Below are 13,668 nucleotides of genomic sequence, written 5' to 3' on the forward strand. Positions count from 1 at the left end.
AGTTGAATACGACGAAGAATTCAAGTCATTAAAGGGAGCTACATGGAACTCGATATTGTTTCTTTATCACGGCTACAGTTCGCCGCCACGGCGCTGTATCACTTTCTCTTTGTGCCCCTAACGCTGGGGCTTTCCATCCTGCTGGCGATCATGGAGACGGTCTATGTCATGACCGGCCGCGTCATCTGGCGCGACATGACCAAGTTCTGGGGCACGCTGTTCGGCATTAACTTCGCGATGGGTGTCGCCACCGGTATTGTGATGGAGTTCCAGTTCGGCATGAACTGGAGCTACTACAGCCACTACGTCGGCGATATCTTCGGCGCACCGCTGGCGATTGAAGGCTTGATGGCTTTCTTCATGGAAGCAACCTTTGTCGGCTTGTTCTTCTTTGGCTGGGACAAGCTGTCCAAGGTAGGGCATTTGATCACCACCTGGGCTGTGGCCATCGGTTCCAATTTCTCGGCTTTGTGGATTTTGATTGCGAATGGCTGGATGCAAAATCCGGTCGGCGCAGTCTTTAATCCCGACACCATGCGCATGGAAGTCAGTGACTTCTTCGCGGTGCTGACCAATCCGGTGGCACAGGCCAAGTTTGTGCATACCGTGTCGGCTGGCTATGTCGCGGCTTCGATTTTTGTGCTGGGTATTTCGGCCTGGTATGTATTGAAGGGACGTCATCTCGACATCGCCAAACGCTCGATGACAGTCGCAGCTTCATTCGGTCTGGCCGCATCACTGTCGGTAGTGGTACTCGGTGATGAGAGCGGTTATCTGTCGACTGAACATCAAAAGATGAAGCTGGCTGCAATCGAAGGCATGTGGGAGACACAGGATGCACCCGCGTCTTTCACGCTGATTGGTTTTCCGGATCAGGAAGCACGCGAAAATCATTACGCGATTCATATCCCGTTCATCATGGGTCTGATCGGTACCCGTTCGCTGGATACCACCATCCCCGGCATCATTGAGTTGGTTGAGCGTGCCGAAGGTCGGATTTCGAATGGCCTGAAAGCCTACGATGCCTTGCAACAGATACGTGCTCAGGGCGGCACAAAAAATATCTCGCACGAGCTGCGTGCGCAGTTCGAAGATAACGGCGGTGATCTCGGTTACGCCTTGCTGTTGCGGCGCTATGTCGATGATCCGTTGAAGGCAACGCCGGAACAGATCCAGAAGGCAGCCTGGGATACGGTGCCGCATGTGTGGCCGCTGTTCTGGAGTTTCCGCATCATGGTGGCGATCGGTATGTTCATGATCGCGCTGACGGCAACCTTCTTCGTGTTGTCGGCACGTCGCCAGCTGGATCGTTACCGCTGGTTGCTGAAGGTCGCCGTGTGGTCTATTCCGTTACCGTGGATCGCGATTGAAGCGGGCTGGCTGGTTGCTGAGTTTGGCCGGCAGCCGTGGGTGATTGAAGGGGTATTACCGACTGCGGTCGCTGTATCGAATCTGGGTATCAAGACACTACTGATTACGCTCGCCGGTTTCATCGCGATTTATACGGTGTTGCTGATCATCGAGCTGAAATTGTTGTTCAAGATAATACGCAAGGGGCCTGTAGATGAGCATGTACCTGATGAAGGCGTCAATGTTCGCGCCAACCTCCCATCCGCACCAACTTCCGTCGTGGAGCCACTATGATTTTGCACACACTTATCGACTATGACGTTTTACGTCTGATTTGGTGGTCCCTGATCGGGGTACTGCTGATCGGTTTTGCCGTGACTGACGGCTTTGATCTGGGCAGCGGTATTTTGTTGCCTTTCGTTGGACAAACCGACCTGGAGCGACGCGTCGTCATCAATAGCGTCGGCCCGGTGTGGGAAGGCAATCAGGTCTGGCTGATTCTGGGTGGCGGTGCGATTTTTGCAGCGTGGCCGCAGCTGTATGCGGTGGCGTTCTCCGGCTTCTATCTGGCGATGTTTGCCATTTTGACCGGCCTGATCTTGCGGCCAGTGGCATTCAAGTTCCGCAGTAAACGCGAAGATCCGGTGTGGCGTGCGCGCTGGGATTGGGTCTTGTTCTTCAGTGGTTTGGTGCCGACGCTGATTTTTGGTGTGGCGCTGGGCAATGTGTTGCAGGGTGTGCCGTTCAGACTTGAGCCCAGCATGCATATTTTCTACGACGGCAGTTTCTTCGGCCTGCTGAATCCGTTTGCCGTGCTGTGCGGACTGGTCTCCATTGCAATGCTGGTCATGCATGGCAGCGCCTGGTTACAGTTGAAGACAGACGGTGCAGTAGCAGGGCGTGCGCGTAACTATGGCAGTGTGGCAGCGCTTGCAACCATATTGTTCTATGCAGTAGCTGGCTTGCTGTTATGGAAGTACATCGATGGTTATCGCATCAGCAGCGAGATTGATCGGTTCGGACCATCGAATCCCTTGCTGAAAACCGTGGAAGGTCATGCCGGTGCATGGTTCGCCAATTACGCCGCGCATCCGTGGACGATGGCCGCGCCAGCCGCTGGCTTTGTCGGTGCACTGGGTGCTTTCTTCGGCTTGCGTTTCCGTCGCGAAATCTTTGCCTTGTTGTGCAGCAGCCTGAGCATCAGCGGCATCATTCTCAGCGTAGGTGCTTCGATGTTCCCCTTCATCCTGCCTTCGTCGATAGATCCGCGCGCCAGCCTGACGGTATGGGATTCATCATCCAGTCATCTCACGCTGTTCATCATGCTGGTGGTAACCGCAGTCTTTATCCCGCTGATCGTCGCTTACACCACCTGGGTGTATCACGTGCTGTGGGGCAAGGTGAATGAAAAAGAGATACGGGAAGAAACCGGACACGCTTATTAAAGCGCGGGCATTTCATCGTTGCTACCACCTGCGGGTGGCGGCACAGACGAACTAACGATAAGGAAAAAGATTATGTGGTATTTCTCATGGATGCTGGGCTTGCCCCTCGCGGCCGCTTTCGCAGTACTGAATGCGATGTGGTACGAACTGATGGACGATGAGGCGATTCGTAAAGAGAAGCTGAACAAGCCGTCCTGATTTGCAGTACACGAATGGACATGAATTACGCGCTTATCGCGCGGCAATTGATGTCCATTTTCGCCAGACGGCGTAAAATCGATACCCTCGCTTATCCGTTCACATCGGTCATCGTCCGCCACGGATAGGCGCTCATACTCAGGCGTTGCACGATATGCGGCAGCGCTTTAGCTGATTTGGCTATTCTTGAAACCAGGGTTAGATGCACACCGTCACGATCATCCTCATTTTGCTTCTTGCCGTGGTGGCGAGCGCTTTTGTAGCCCGCCTGCTGCCGATTAAAGTCCCGTTGCCGCTGGTCCAGATTGCCACCGGGACTGTGCTGTCCTATGGTTTTGGCATCAGCGTGCCACTGGATCCGGAATTCTTTTTCCTGTTCTTCATTCCGCCTTTGCTTTTCCTCGACGGCTGGCGCATCCCCAAAAGTGCTTTCTTCCGTGATGCGCGTCCTATCGTGACGCTGGCAATCGGCCTGGTGCTGTTTACGGTCGTTGGCATGGGTTACTTCATACACTGGATGATCCCGGCTATCCCGCTGGCGGCTGCATTTGCCCTGGCTGCCATCCTGTCGCCGACCGACCCGGTCGCAGTGTCTGCGATTGCATCGCAAAGTCCGATTCCGTCGCGCCTGATGCATATCCTGGAAGGTGAGTCGCTGCTGAATGATGCCTCCGGCCTGGTGTGTTTCCGCTTTGCGGTAGCGGCGGTGATTACCGGTAGTTTTTCCTTGCTGGATGCTTCGCTGGAATTCCTGCAGGCGGCGGGTGGCGGTTTGCTGGTCGGTATTGCGGTGGCCTGGCTGATCGGCATTTTGAATCGCTGGCTGGTGGCAGCCGTCGGCGAAGATCCGGGTACGCAGATCCTGATCAGCCTGCTGGTACCGTTTGCCGCCTATCTTGGTGCTGAACATATCGGTAGTTCCGGCATCCTGGCCGCTGCCGCTGCGGGTATCACCATGCACTATGCCGATCTGGTCGGGCGGCGCCTCGCTGCCACCCGCATGCAGCGGCGTGCGGTGTGGGACACGATACAAATGGCCTTGAACGGCGTGATCTTTGTGATTCTCGGTGCGCAATTGCGCGCGACGGTCGAGGGTTTGCCGGGGATCGCGATAGAAATGGGTCTGAGTACCGCGTGGTGGCTGGCTTTCTATGTGCTGGCGATTACTGTGGTATTGGCGGTGCTGCGCTTCCTGTGGGTCTGGGGCTCGCTGAAATTTACCGTATTCAAAGGCAAACGCAATGAGGGCGAAGAAATCATCAAGCCGCCATTCAAGTTGTTGCTGGTGACGGCGTTTGCCGGTGTGCGCGGGGCGATTACGCTGGCGGGTATTTTGACTTTGCCTTTCCTGTTGCCGAATGGCGCGGAATTCCCGGCGCGCGATTTGCTGATTTTCCTGGCCAAGGGTGTGATCCTGCTGTCCTTGTTGACGGCCAGCATTGCTTTGCCTCTGCTGACCAGTGACCTTGAGTTTGCACCGGAACCGCTGGTCGGGGCGGCTGAAGGACAGGCGCGGGCGGCAGCTGCGGAGGCGGCGATTCGCCGTATTGAGCAATTGATGCAAACCATGAGCGCGAATGATGCCTATTCGGAAGCGGCAGCGCGTATTACCGAGTTGTACCAGCGTCGCCTCGATTATGGCAACGAGGGCGACGAAGCGGCACGTTTTCAGGCGCAAGCAGAGGCAGAACGCAGCCTGCGGCTGGAAGCGATACGGGCGGAACGGGATGAATTGTTCCAGATGTGGCTGAATGACAAGCTGGATGATTCGGTGCACCAGCACCTGCTGCGCGAACTGGACCTGATCGAAGGTGCATTATCACGCGCGGACTAAGTCCGGTATTTGTCTGGCATAAGGCGTGAAAAGGTCGGCTGGTCTATAATAGCGGCCTTCGACCATGCCATTAAAACCACATCTGGTAGCCAGCCCGGATAGTCCGGTTCAGCCATCGTGACGGTGGCAGCAAGTCCTTCATTTTCGCGAACTATGCTGGCTTCTGGCGCATAAGGCGATTATTTAATTACATCGGCACACACAGTGACTTACAGCGTAAAAGAGATTTTTTATACACTACAGGGCGAGGGCGCGCACGCCGGACGGCCTGCGGTGTTTTGCCGCTTTTCCGGTTGTAATCTGTGGACCGGACGCGAAAGCGACCGCGCGACTGCGGTGTGCCAGTTTTGCGATACCGACTTTGTCGGTACTGACGGCGAAGGTGGTGGCAAGTTTGCCAGCGGCACCACGCTGGCGAATACGATCAACGCCTTGTGGCCGGAGTCATATGCGGCGAGCAAGTATGTCGTCTTTACCGGTGGCGAGCCTTTGCTGCAACTGGATGCCGAGCTGATCGATGCCATGCATGCAGTCGGCTTCGAGATTGCCATTGAAACCAATGGCACCTTGCCGGTGCCGACGGGTGTCGACTGGATCTGCGTCAGCCCGAAAATGGGCTCGCAACTGGTGGTGCGCAAAGGAAATGAATTGAAGGTCGTGATCCCGCAGGCGGAGCAATCGCTGGCGGCATATGAAGGACTGGATTTCGAGCATTTCTTTGTGCAACCGATGGATGGCCCGCTGGCCGAACAAAATACCAAGCTCGCGATTGATGTCTGCAAACGCAATCCGAAATGGAAGCTGAGTTTGCAGACCCATAAACTTTTACAGATACCGTAAGCCCTTATGTTGACTATTACACGCAAGCTGGAATTCGATGCCGGTCACCGCATTCCCGATCACAAAAGCCAGTGCCGCAATCTGCACGGTCACCGCTATACGCTGGAAATCACGTTGCTGGGCGAAGTGATCGATGTTGAAGGCAGCTCCGATAACGGCATGATCATGGACTTTTCCGACATCAAGGCGCTGGCGAAAGAACATCTGGTTGATGTCTGGGATCACGCTTTCCTGGTGTATGAAAAAGATGCGAAGGTAAGAGAGTTCCTCGAAAGCATACCGGGCCACAAGACTGTCATCATCGATCGTATTCCTACCGTGGAAAACCTGGCGCAGACTGCATTTAACATCCTGAACGCGGCGTATCAGGATCGCTTCGGCACGGGCTTGCGCCTGCATAAACTGGTGTTACATGAAACACCGAACTGCTGGGCTGAAATCACGGCTGAAGGCTGATCACCGACCATGCAAGACGCTCTCTTCATGCAACAGGCGCTGGAACAGGCGCGCCATGCATGGACGCTGGGTGAAGTCCCGGTCGGCGCAGTCGTGGTCAAGGATGGCGTCGTCATCGCAACAGGCTACAACCAGCCTATAGGCAAGCACGACCCGACTGCCCATGCTGAAATCATGGCCTTGCGTGCGGCGGCTACCGTGCTGGGTAACTACCGTTTGCCGGGCTGCGAACTCTACGTCACGCTGGAACCTTGCGTGATGTGTTCCGGTGCCATGATGCATGCACGTCTGGCGCGGGTGGTGTTTGGTGCACCTGATCCCAAAACCGGCGCCTGCGGTTCTGTCCTTAATTTATTCGAGCAAAATCAGCTCAACCATCACACCCAATTCACCGGCGGCGTACTGGCCGAAGAATGCAGCAGCTTGCTGAAAGAATTCTTTGCCGAACGCCGCAAGGCTGCCAAATCCATTCCGTCCGGCGCAAACTGAGACCGAACGCGGTTTCAAAGACGGCTTACACAGCTTTCATCTGAAGTTGAACCATAGGCCTGGTCTGTAATCCTATCCTTGATCCCCCGATGAGGAGTGCGCACGATGGAAGCAAATCGTTACACAGCGGCAAGCAATGAAGGTAGTACGCCGAAACCGCCGAGTATGTTGTTACTGGCGCTGGAAGGACGTGCACCTTGGGAACTCGGTGCGGCTTTGCTGGCGGCTCCTATGTTGAAAGATGTTCCTGCGGGTGATGGTCATCCGGTCATGGTGTTGCCGGGTTTGATGGCGGGCGATACTCTGACTTTTTTCCTGCGACGATACCTTGGTAAATGCGGCTATCAGGCCTATGCCTGGAAGCAGGGCCTGAATCTCGGGCCGCGTGAAGGTTTGCTCGAGCGTTGCATCGCCCGTACCCGTGAACTGAGCGAAAAACACGGCAAGAAAATCAGTCTGATCGGCTGGAGCCTGGGTGGAATTTACGCACGGGAAATTGCCAAGGCCCTGCCGGATCATGTGCGTTGCGTGATCACCCTGGGTTCGCCTTTCACCGGCCATCCGACTGCGACCAATGCCTGGCGCTTGTATCAAATGGTCAGCGGCAAGCCTGCTATCGATGACGTGCAAATCGCTGAACTCAGGAAAACTCCGCCGGTGCCGACTACCTCGATTTTCAGTCGTACCGATGGTATTGTGTCGTGGCAATGCTGTGTGGAGCAGGAAACTGATCTGTCGGAAAATATCGAAGTGCACGGCAGTCATACCGGCATGGTGGCCAATCCGACGGTCTTGTATGCATTGGCCGACAGGCTGGCACAGCCGGAAGGGCAGTGGCAGCGCTTCGATCACCGTGGTCATCAAGGTGTTAAAAAAATCATTTATCGTGATCCGCAACGTACTTAAGATATGCGTGATCGCATCAGTCTTTATTTGAAAGCTCCGCCTTGCCGACTATCCATGTAAATAATGTAGACATTGCATACGAAACCCAGGGCGATCCAGGCAATCCGCCCATCCTCCTGATCATGGGGCTGGGCATGCAGCTCATCTCATGGCCGAAGGCATTTTGTGACGGTCTGGAACGCCAGGGCTTTTACGTCATCCGCTTTGACAATCGCGATAGCGGGCTGTCGAGCAAACTCCATCATCTGGGTAAACCGAATACGCTGCTGGCCCTGATCAAGATGGCGTTCCACATACCGCTAAAGGCTGGTTACACGCTGGATGATATGGCGGCGGATGCCATCGCCTTGCTTGATGCACTGGGAATCGAGCGCGCCCACATCGTCGGCGCTTCGATGGGCGGCATGATTGCGCAAATCATCGCAGCCAGGTATCCGGATCACACCATCAGTCTCACATCCATCATGTCTACCAGCGGCAGGCGTGGCTTGCCGGGCCCGACCAGGGCGGCACGCAAAGTCTTGTTCAGCCGCCCGCCTGCGGCCAACGATCAGCAGGCTGTGATCAATCATTTCGTCAACACCATGAAAGTGATCGGCAGCCCGGCCTACCCGGTCGCCCATGAAGTCTTGCAGGAGCGGATTACGGAAAGCGTGCAGCGCAGCCTGGAGCCGGTTGCGACCAAGCGTCAGTTGCTGGCGATAGGTGCTTCCGGTGATCGCGTGGATTTGCTGAAGACAGTGAAGGTACCAAGCCTGGTCATACATGGTTCCGAGGATCCTTTGTTACCGCTTGCCTGCGGCCGTGAAACAGCGGAACTGATACCGAATGCAGTGCTGCAGGAAATCGACGGCATGGGCCATGATTTGCCGGATGGCCTGAACGATCATCTGTCACAACTGATCGCTGAACATTGCCATGCCGCTGCCAGGCTGTATGGTCCTACTGAATAAAATATGAACGCAGAATTGAATCAGGCTGTACGCATGCTGAATGCGAGTGTAGACGGGGCGCCGATAGTGATAGGGTTGGTCGCTGCCAGTGGCTATGCGGTGAATACGGAGGCAGTTGCGCGCGGCATAGAGAACTTGCAGGCGCAAGGTTGCATAGTCAAAAACTTCAGCGATGCCGAGCGAAAATTCCAGCGCTTTGGCGCGACCGATGATGAGCGTATTGCGCAATTATATGCAGCCGCCACCGACCCTGAGGTTGATATCGTTATGGCATTGCGCGGTGGTTATGGCTTGACCAGATTATTGCCTGAGCTGGACTTCAAGCTGCTGGCGGAGAGCGGCAAGTTATTTGTCGGCCACAGCGATTTCACTGCCTTGCAAATGGGCTTGCTGGCGCATAGCGGCGCTACCAGTTTTGCCGGGCCTATGTTGTGTGACGACTTCGTACGCGAAGAACTTAGCGCCTATACGCTGAACAGTTTCTGGCGCTGCGTAGCGCAAGCCGAACATGCGCTGACGGCACAAGTTGCAGGCAATCCGGAGTTGGAAGTCAGTGGCACCTTATGGGGCGGCAATCTCGCGATGCTGGCGCATCTGGTGGGTTCGCCTTATTTGCCGCGGGTAGAGGGTGGCATTCTGTTCGTCGAAGACGTGAATGAACATCCGTATCGCGTTGAGCGCATGGTTTTGCAGCTATTGCATGCCGGTGTGCTGGACAGTCAACAAGCGCTGCTGCTGGGTGATTTTTCCGCTTATCGACTGACCGATTACGACAATGGCTACGACTTTGAGCAAATGGTGGCTTATCTGCGGGCGCATTTGCCTATCCCTGTGCTGACCGGCTTGCCATTCGGACATGGTCGCGACAAGGCGACGCTGGCGGTCGGCGCGCGAGCCACGCTGAGTTCGCAGGCAGACGGTTTCAGCCTCAGCATGCAGAGCTATCCTGGCCTGAAAAAACAGATTTAATAGATAAAAGAGCAACAAATCAGGTCTTGCAGCCTGTGTACACAAAGCCGCTCCGGTTTTGCGCGCTCGCGTACACGGCTGTTCACCCCCTGAGATGGTAGAATAGACGGTTATTCGATTTATATCCGCAAAGGCTTTATCAGTGTTATCTACAGCTAATATCACGATGCAGTTCGGCCCCAAGCCGCTGTTTGAAAATATTTCCGTCAAATTCGGCGATGGCAATCGTTACGGCCTGATTGGTGCCAACGGTTGCGGTAAATCCACTTTCATGAAAATCCTCGGTGGCGATCTTGATCCGTCGGCGGGTAACGTCATGCTTGATTCGAACGAGCGCCTCGGTAAATTGCGCCAGGATCAGTTTGCGTTTGAAGAAATGCGCGTGCTGGACGTGGTCATGATGGGCCATACCGAAATGTGGGCTGCCATGTCCGAACGCGATGCGATCTACGCGAATCCTGATGCGACCGACGACGACTACATGAAGGCCGCCGACCTGGAAGCCAAGTTTGCCGAGTACGACGGCTATACAGCAGAAGCACGCGCCGGTGAATTGCTGTTGGGCGTCGGTGTATCCATCGACCAGCACCAGGGTCCTATGAGCGCGGTAGCGCCGGGCTGGAAGCTGCGTGTTCTGCTGGCACAGGCCTTGTTCTCGAACCCGGATATCCTGCTGCTCGACGAACCAACCAATAACCTGGATATCAACACCATCCGCTGGCTGGAAGACGTGCTGAATCAGCGTAATTCGACCATGATCATCATTTCCCATGATCGTCACTTCCTGAATCAGGTATGTACGCACATGGCGGATATGGACTACGGCACGCTGAAAGTCTATCCAGGCAATTACGATGACTACATGCTGGCATCGTCGCAGGCACGTGCACAGCAACTGGCCAACAATGCGAAAGCCAAGGATAAAGTCGCCGAGTTGCAGGACTTCGTACGTCGTTTTGCGGCAAACAAATCGAAAGCGCGCCAGGCAACCTCGCGTGCCAAGCAGATCGAAAAGATCAAGGTGGAAGACGTCAAGCCATCCAGCCGTGCGAACCCGTTCATCCGTTTTGACGGTGAAAAGAAGCTGCACCGCCTCGCGGTCGAAGTGGAAGCGCTCAGCAAGAAATATGATCGCACCATCTTCAATGACTTCAACCTCATGGTGGAAGCAGGTGAGCGTATCGCCATCATCGGCGCCAACGGCGCTGGTAAAACCACTTTGTTGCGCAGTATCGGTGGTGCGGACATCACCGGCCTTGATCCGGATCATGGTAAAGGCAAGTGGGCGGAAAACGCCAACGTCGGTTACATGCCGCAAGATCCGACCGAAGACTTCGCCAGTGATAAAAACCTCACCGACTGGATGGGCCAATGGACCAAGGAAGGTGACGACGACCAGGCTGTGCGTTCCATCCTCGGCCGTTTGCTGTTCGGCGGCGATGATGTGAAAAAATCGGTCAAAGTCCTGTCCGGTGGTGAAAAAGGTCGCATGACCTACGGCAAGCTGATGCTAGGTCGTCACAACGTGTTGCTGATGGATGAGCCGACCAACCACATGGATATGGAATCCATCGAATCGCTGAACATTGCACTGGAAAAATACGCCGGTACCCTGATCTTCGTTTCGCATGATCGCGAATTCGTATCGTCGCTCGCTACCCGCGTACTGGAAGTGAAAGAAGGCGAAATTATCGACTTCCAGGGCACTTACGAAGAGTATTTGACCAGCCAAGGCATCGAATAAGATTGTGATTGCAAAAAAGCGCGGCGTGGATTTATCCCCGTCGCGCTTTTTTACATGCGCATTCCGTGCGTCATTGCGAGAGAGGCAACAACCCTCAGCTGAAAATGGCGCTACAATTCGTAGCTCACTGTCACTCCTGCTAGAGCAGCGGTAGACAGATAACAGATTTTGTTCATGCGTAAGCATGACCCCTAGCAACAGATAAACATCGCATTCAATTATTCGACCAGCCATGCAAATCCAGCCAATCAAAACCGTTGAATTCGAACGTCCTGCCATGCAAAGCGGCACCAGCTGCACTGCCCAGGCATGGGCGCGGACCCCGGCCGCACCGTCGCCGGAAGAGAAGATTGCACTCAAGGAACGCATCAAGCGTTTGTTGAAAGAGCGCGAAGCCGTTCTGGTCGCGCATTACTACGTCGATTCGGACTTGCAGGATCTGGCCGAAGAAACCGGCGGTTGTGTTTCCGATTCGCTGGAAATGGCACGCTTTGGTCGTGATCATCCGGCCAAGACCCTGGTCGTCGCCGGCGTGAAATTCATGGGCGAAACCGCCAAGATCCTGAGCCCGGAAAAAACCATCCTGATGCCGGATCTGGATGCGACTTGCTCGCTCGATCTCGGTTGCCCGACAGATGAGTTCTCCGCATTCTGCGATGCGCATCCTGATCGCGTCGTCGTGGTCTATGCCAACACCAGTGCTGCAGTCAAAGCGCGCGCCGACTGGATGGTGACTTCATCGATCGGTCTGAAAATCGTCGCGCACCTGCACGCGCAAGGCAAAAAAATCCTGTGGGCACCGGATAAACATCTCGGTGGTTACATCCAGAAGCAAACCGGTGCCGACATGTTGTTGTGGCAGGGTTCCTGCCTGGTGCATGATGAATTCAAGGCAGTCGAACTGGAACTGCTGAAGAAAGAACATCCGCTTGCGAAAGTACTGGTGCACCCGGAATCGCCTGCTTCGGTGGTTGCATTGGCTGATGCCATCGGTTCGACTTCGCAATTGATACATGCAGCGCAAACCATGGATGCGCCTGAATTCATTGTCGCGACCGACAACGGCATTCTGCATAAGATGAAAGCGGCCGCACCCGGCAAAATCTTCATCGATGCGCCGACCGCAGGCAACAGTGCTACCTGCAAGAGCTGCGCGCATTGCCCATGGATGGCGATGAATGGTTTGCAAAACCTGGCAGACGTACTGGAATCCGGCCGCAACGAAATCCATGTCGATCCGGAAATCGGGCGCAAGGCGACGGTCTGTATCGATCGCATGCTCGACTTCGCTGCGGCAGAAAAAGCCAATGTGCGTCCATCCAGCGATCTGGCAAAAGAACAAAAACTGTTTTCAGGAATAGGCCCGGCATGAGTTTGTTGCGTAATCCGTTTGCTCCGTTCGATGCAGCATTGGCTGCAGCGTTTGAAAGCAATATAGAAACAGCTCTGGCAGAAGATGTCGGCACCGGTGACGTCACCGGCAAGCTGGTACCAGAGCAGGAAATCGTTCAGGCTCGCGTCATCGTGCGTGAAGCGGCAGTGCTGTGCGGTGCGCCGTGGTTTGAAAGTGTGATGAAGCGCCTGGATGCTCGTATCAACATCACCTGGCACTATGCTGAAGGTGATGTGATGACGGCGGACAGTGTAGTGTGCGCGATAGAAGCGCCTGCACGTGCCTTGCTGACGGCAGAACGCTCGGCGCTGAATTTCCTGCAATTGTTATCAGGTGTTGCGAGTGCGACGCGTGAATATGCCGGTATCGTGGCAGGCACCAAGGCAGCCATCCTGGATACGCGTAAAACGCTGCCAGGGCTGCGTCTGGCGCAGAAGTATGCGGTACGTGTAGGCGGCGGTAAAAATCAACGCCTGGCGCTGTATGACGGTATCCTGATCAAGGAAAACCACATTGCCGCGGCGGGTGGTGTCAGTGCGGCGATGAAAGCGGCTCTGGCATTGAATGCAGGTGTGACGATACAGATAGAAGTTGAGAGCCTGGCTGAATTGCAGGATGCGCTGGAGGCTGGTGCTCAGTCGGTGTTGCTGGACAACTTCTCGCTGGATGACATGCGGGCGGCGGTTGCCTTGACGGCAGGGCGTGCTTTGCTGGAAGCATCGGGTGGGGTTAGCCGTGAGTCGGTGCGGGCGATTGCTGAGACCGGGGTTGACCGGATTTCTATCGGGGCGTTGACTAAGGATGTGCGGGCTACGGATTATTCTTTGCGGATTGTGGGGTAAGTAGTCGCCTGGATGTTTTGGGGAAAGCCGCTTTTAGCGGCTTTTTTAATGCCTGGTTTATCAAGTGATTTGTTGTTGATACAGTTTTTTCTTCGTGGAGAAGTGCGTTGCCGGGCTACCCCCGGCAAACCAAGGCTGATCGAAGAAAGAACCGAATCAGTAACATCAACACGCCAATCAAAGCGCAAACCACAAACCAAACAACCAATAAAAAAGCCCGGATAACCGGGCTTTTTCACAAGCGAATCA

At 55.0% G+C, this 13,668-nt stretch carries 14 protein-coding genes; 13 read left to right on the top strand and 1 reads right to left on the bottom strand.

Annotation, left to right across the window (positions count from 1 at the left end; translation table 11 throughout):
• Positions 1–42 precede the first annotated feature (42 nt).
• From DBR37_RS08175 to nadC, 13 genes are all read left to right on the top strand, one after another.
• Positions 43–1,644, top strand: a complete 1,602-nt coding sequence (locus DBR37_RS08175; protein ID WP_124573937.1) for a cytochrome ubiquinol oxidase subunit I — start codon at positions 43–45, stop codon at positions 1,642–1,644.
• Positions 1,641–2,795: a cytochrome d ubiquinol oxidase subunit II gene (gene cydB / locus DBR37_RS08180; protein ID WP_124573938.1), complete on the top strand. Its 1,155-nt coding sequence runs from the start codon at positions 1,641–1,643 to the stop codon at positions 2,793–2,795. The genes DBR37_RS08175 and cydB overlap by 4 nt, the downstream gene beginning before the upstream one ends.
• A 72-nt stretch (positions 2,796–2,867) precedes the next feature.
• A complete protein-coding gene (gene cydX / locus DBR37_RS08185; protein ID WP_012079865.1) occupies positions 2,868–2,993 on the top strand; it encodes a cytochrome bd-I oxidase subunit CydX in 126 nt (41 codons plus the stop codon).
• A gap of 202 nt (positions 2,994–3,195) precedes the next feature.
• Positions 3,196–4,827 (top strand): Na+/H+ antiporter, encoded by a 1,632-nt coding sequence (locus DBR37_RS08190; RefSeq protein ID WP_124573939.1) that lies wholly within the window; start codon positions 3,196–3,198, stop codon positions 4,825–4,827.
• A gap of 204 nt (positions 4,828–5,031) precedes the next feature.
• Positions 5,032–5,667: a 7-carboxy-7-deazaguanine synthase gene (queE, locus tag DBR37_RS08195; protein ID WP_124573940.1), complete on the top strand. Its 636-nt coding sequence runs from the start codon at positions 5,032–5,034 to the stop codon at positions 5,665–5,667.
• A gap of 6 nt (positions 5,668–5,673) precedes the next feature.
• Entirely contained in the window at positions 5,674–6,123 is a 450-nt protein-coding gene (queD, locus tag DBR37_RS08200) for a 6-carboxytetrahydropterin synthase QueD (RefSeq protein WP_012079862.1), read from the top strand.
• Positions 6,124–6,132: 9 nt separating this feature from the next.
• Entirely contained in the window at positions 6,133–6,612 is a 480-nt protein-coding gene (tadA, locus tag DBR37_RS08205; RefSeq protein ID WP_124573941.1) for a tRNA adenosine(34) deaminase TadA, read from the top strand.
• Positions 6,613–6,717: 105 nt separating this feature from the next.
• Positions 6,718–7,518: a triacylglycerol lipase gene (locus tag DBR37_RS08210; protein ID WP_124573942.1), complete on the top strand. Its 801-nt coding sequence runs from the start codon at positions 6,718–6,720 to the stop codon at positions 7,516–7,518.
• A gap of 41 nt (positions 7,519–7,559) precedes the next feature.
• On the top strand, positions 7,560–8,471 hold the full coding sequence (locus DBR37_RS08215; RefSeq protein ID WP_124573943.1) for an alpha/beta fold hydrolase: 912 nt from the start codon (positions 7,560–7,562) through the stop codon (positions 8,469–8,471).
• Positions 8,472–8,474: 3 nt separating this feature from the next.
• Positions 8,475–9,440: a muramoyltetrapeptide carboxypeptidase gene (gene ldcA, locus DBR37_RS08220; protein ID WP_124573944.1), complete on the top strand. Its 966-nt coding sequence runs from the start codon at positions 8,475–8,477 to the stop codon at positions 9,438–9,440.
• Between the two features lie 142 nt (positions 9,441–9,582).
• The gene (locus DBR37_RS08225; RefSeq protein ID WP_124573945.1) at positions 9,583–11,184 is read left to right on the top strand and encodes an ABC-F family ATPase; all 1,602 of its coding nucleotides are present in this window, start codon (positions 9,583–9,585) and stop codon (positions 11,182–11,184) included.
• 232 nt (positions 11,185–11,416) lie between these two features.
• A complete protein-coding gene (gene nadA / locus DBR37_RS08230; RefSeq protein ID WP_124573946.1) occupies positions 11,417–12,556 on the top strand; it encodes a quinolinate synthase NadA in 1,140 nt (379 codons plus the stop codon).
• Positions 12,553–13,419 carry a carboxylating nicotinate-nucleotide diphosphorylase gene (nadC, locus tag DBR37_RS08235; RefSeq protein WP_124573947.1) on the top strand — a complete coding sequence of 289 codons (867 nt, stop codon included), beginning with the start codon at positions 12,553–12,555 and terminating at the stop codon, positions 13,417–13,419. Before nadA ends, nadC begins: the two co-directional genes overlap by 4 nt.
• On the opposite strand, the gene DBR37_RS08240 is transcribed toward nadC, so the two are convergent.
• Positions 13,395–13,658 carry a hypothetical protein gene (locus tag DBR37_RS08240; protein ID WP_124573948.1) on the bottom strand — a complete coding sequence of 88 codons (264 nt, stop codon included), beginning with the start codon at positions 13,656–13,658 and terminating at the stop codon, positions 13,395–13,397. The two genes, nadC and DBR37_RS08240, sit on opposite strands and share 25 nt — an antisense overlap.
• Positions 13,659–13,668: the final 10 nt, after the last annotated feature.

It is taken from the genome of Herminiimonas sp. KBW02 (assembly GCF_003852535.1).
In the GTDB taxonomy this organism is placed as follows: Bacteria; Pseudomonadota; Gammaproteobacteria; order Burkholderiales; family Burkholderiaceae_D; genus Oxalicibacterium.

Bases quoted from the DNA above. Each gene is read 5' to 3' on its own strand.
- DBR37_RS08175 (WP_124573937.1), top strand. From the start codon at position 43: ATGGAACTCGATATTGTTTCTTTATCACGGCTACAGTTCGCCGCCACG.
- cydB (WP_124573938.1), top strand. From the start codon at position 1,641: ATGATTTTGCACACACTTATCGACTATGACGTTTTACGTCTGATTTGG.
- cydX (WP_012079865.1), top strand. From the start codon at position 2,868: ATGTGGTATTTCTCATGGATGCTGGGCTTGCCCCTCGCGGCCGCTTTC.
- DBR37_RS08190 (WP_124573939.1), top strand. From the start codon at position 3,196: ATGCACACCGTCACGATCATCCTCATTTTGCTTCTTGCCGTGGTGGCG.
- queD (WP_012079862.1), top strand. From the start codon at position 5,674: ATGTTGACTATTACACGCAAGCTGGAATTCGATGCCGGTCACCGCATT.
- tadA (WP_124573941.1), top strand. From the start codon at position 6,133: ATGCAAGACGCTCTCTTCATGCAACAGGCGCTGGAACAGGCGCGCCAT.
- DBR37_RS08210 (WP_124573942.1), top strand. From the start codon at position 6,718: ATGGAAGCAAATCGTTACACAGCGGCAAGCAATGAAGGTAGTACGCCG.
- ldcA (WP_124573944.1), top strand. From the start codon at position 8,475: ATGAACGCAGAATTGAATCAGGCTGTACGCATGCTGAATGCGAGTGTA.
- nadA (WP_124573946.1), top strand. From the start codon at position 11,417: ATGCAAATCCAGCCAATCAAAACCGTTGAATTCGAACGTCCTGCCATG.
- nadC (WP_124573947.1), top strand. From the start codon at position 12,553: ATGAGTTTGTTGCGTAATCCGTTTGCTCCGTTCGATGCAGCATTGGCT.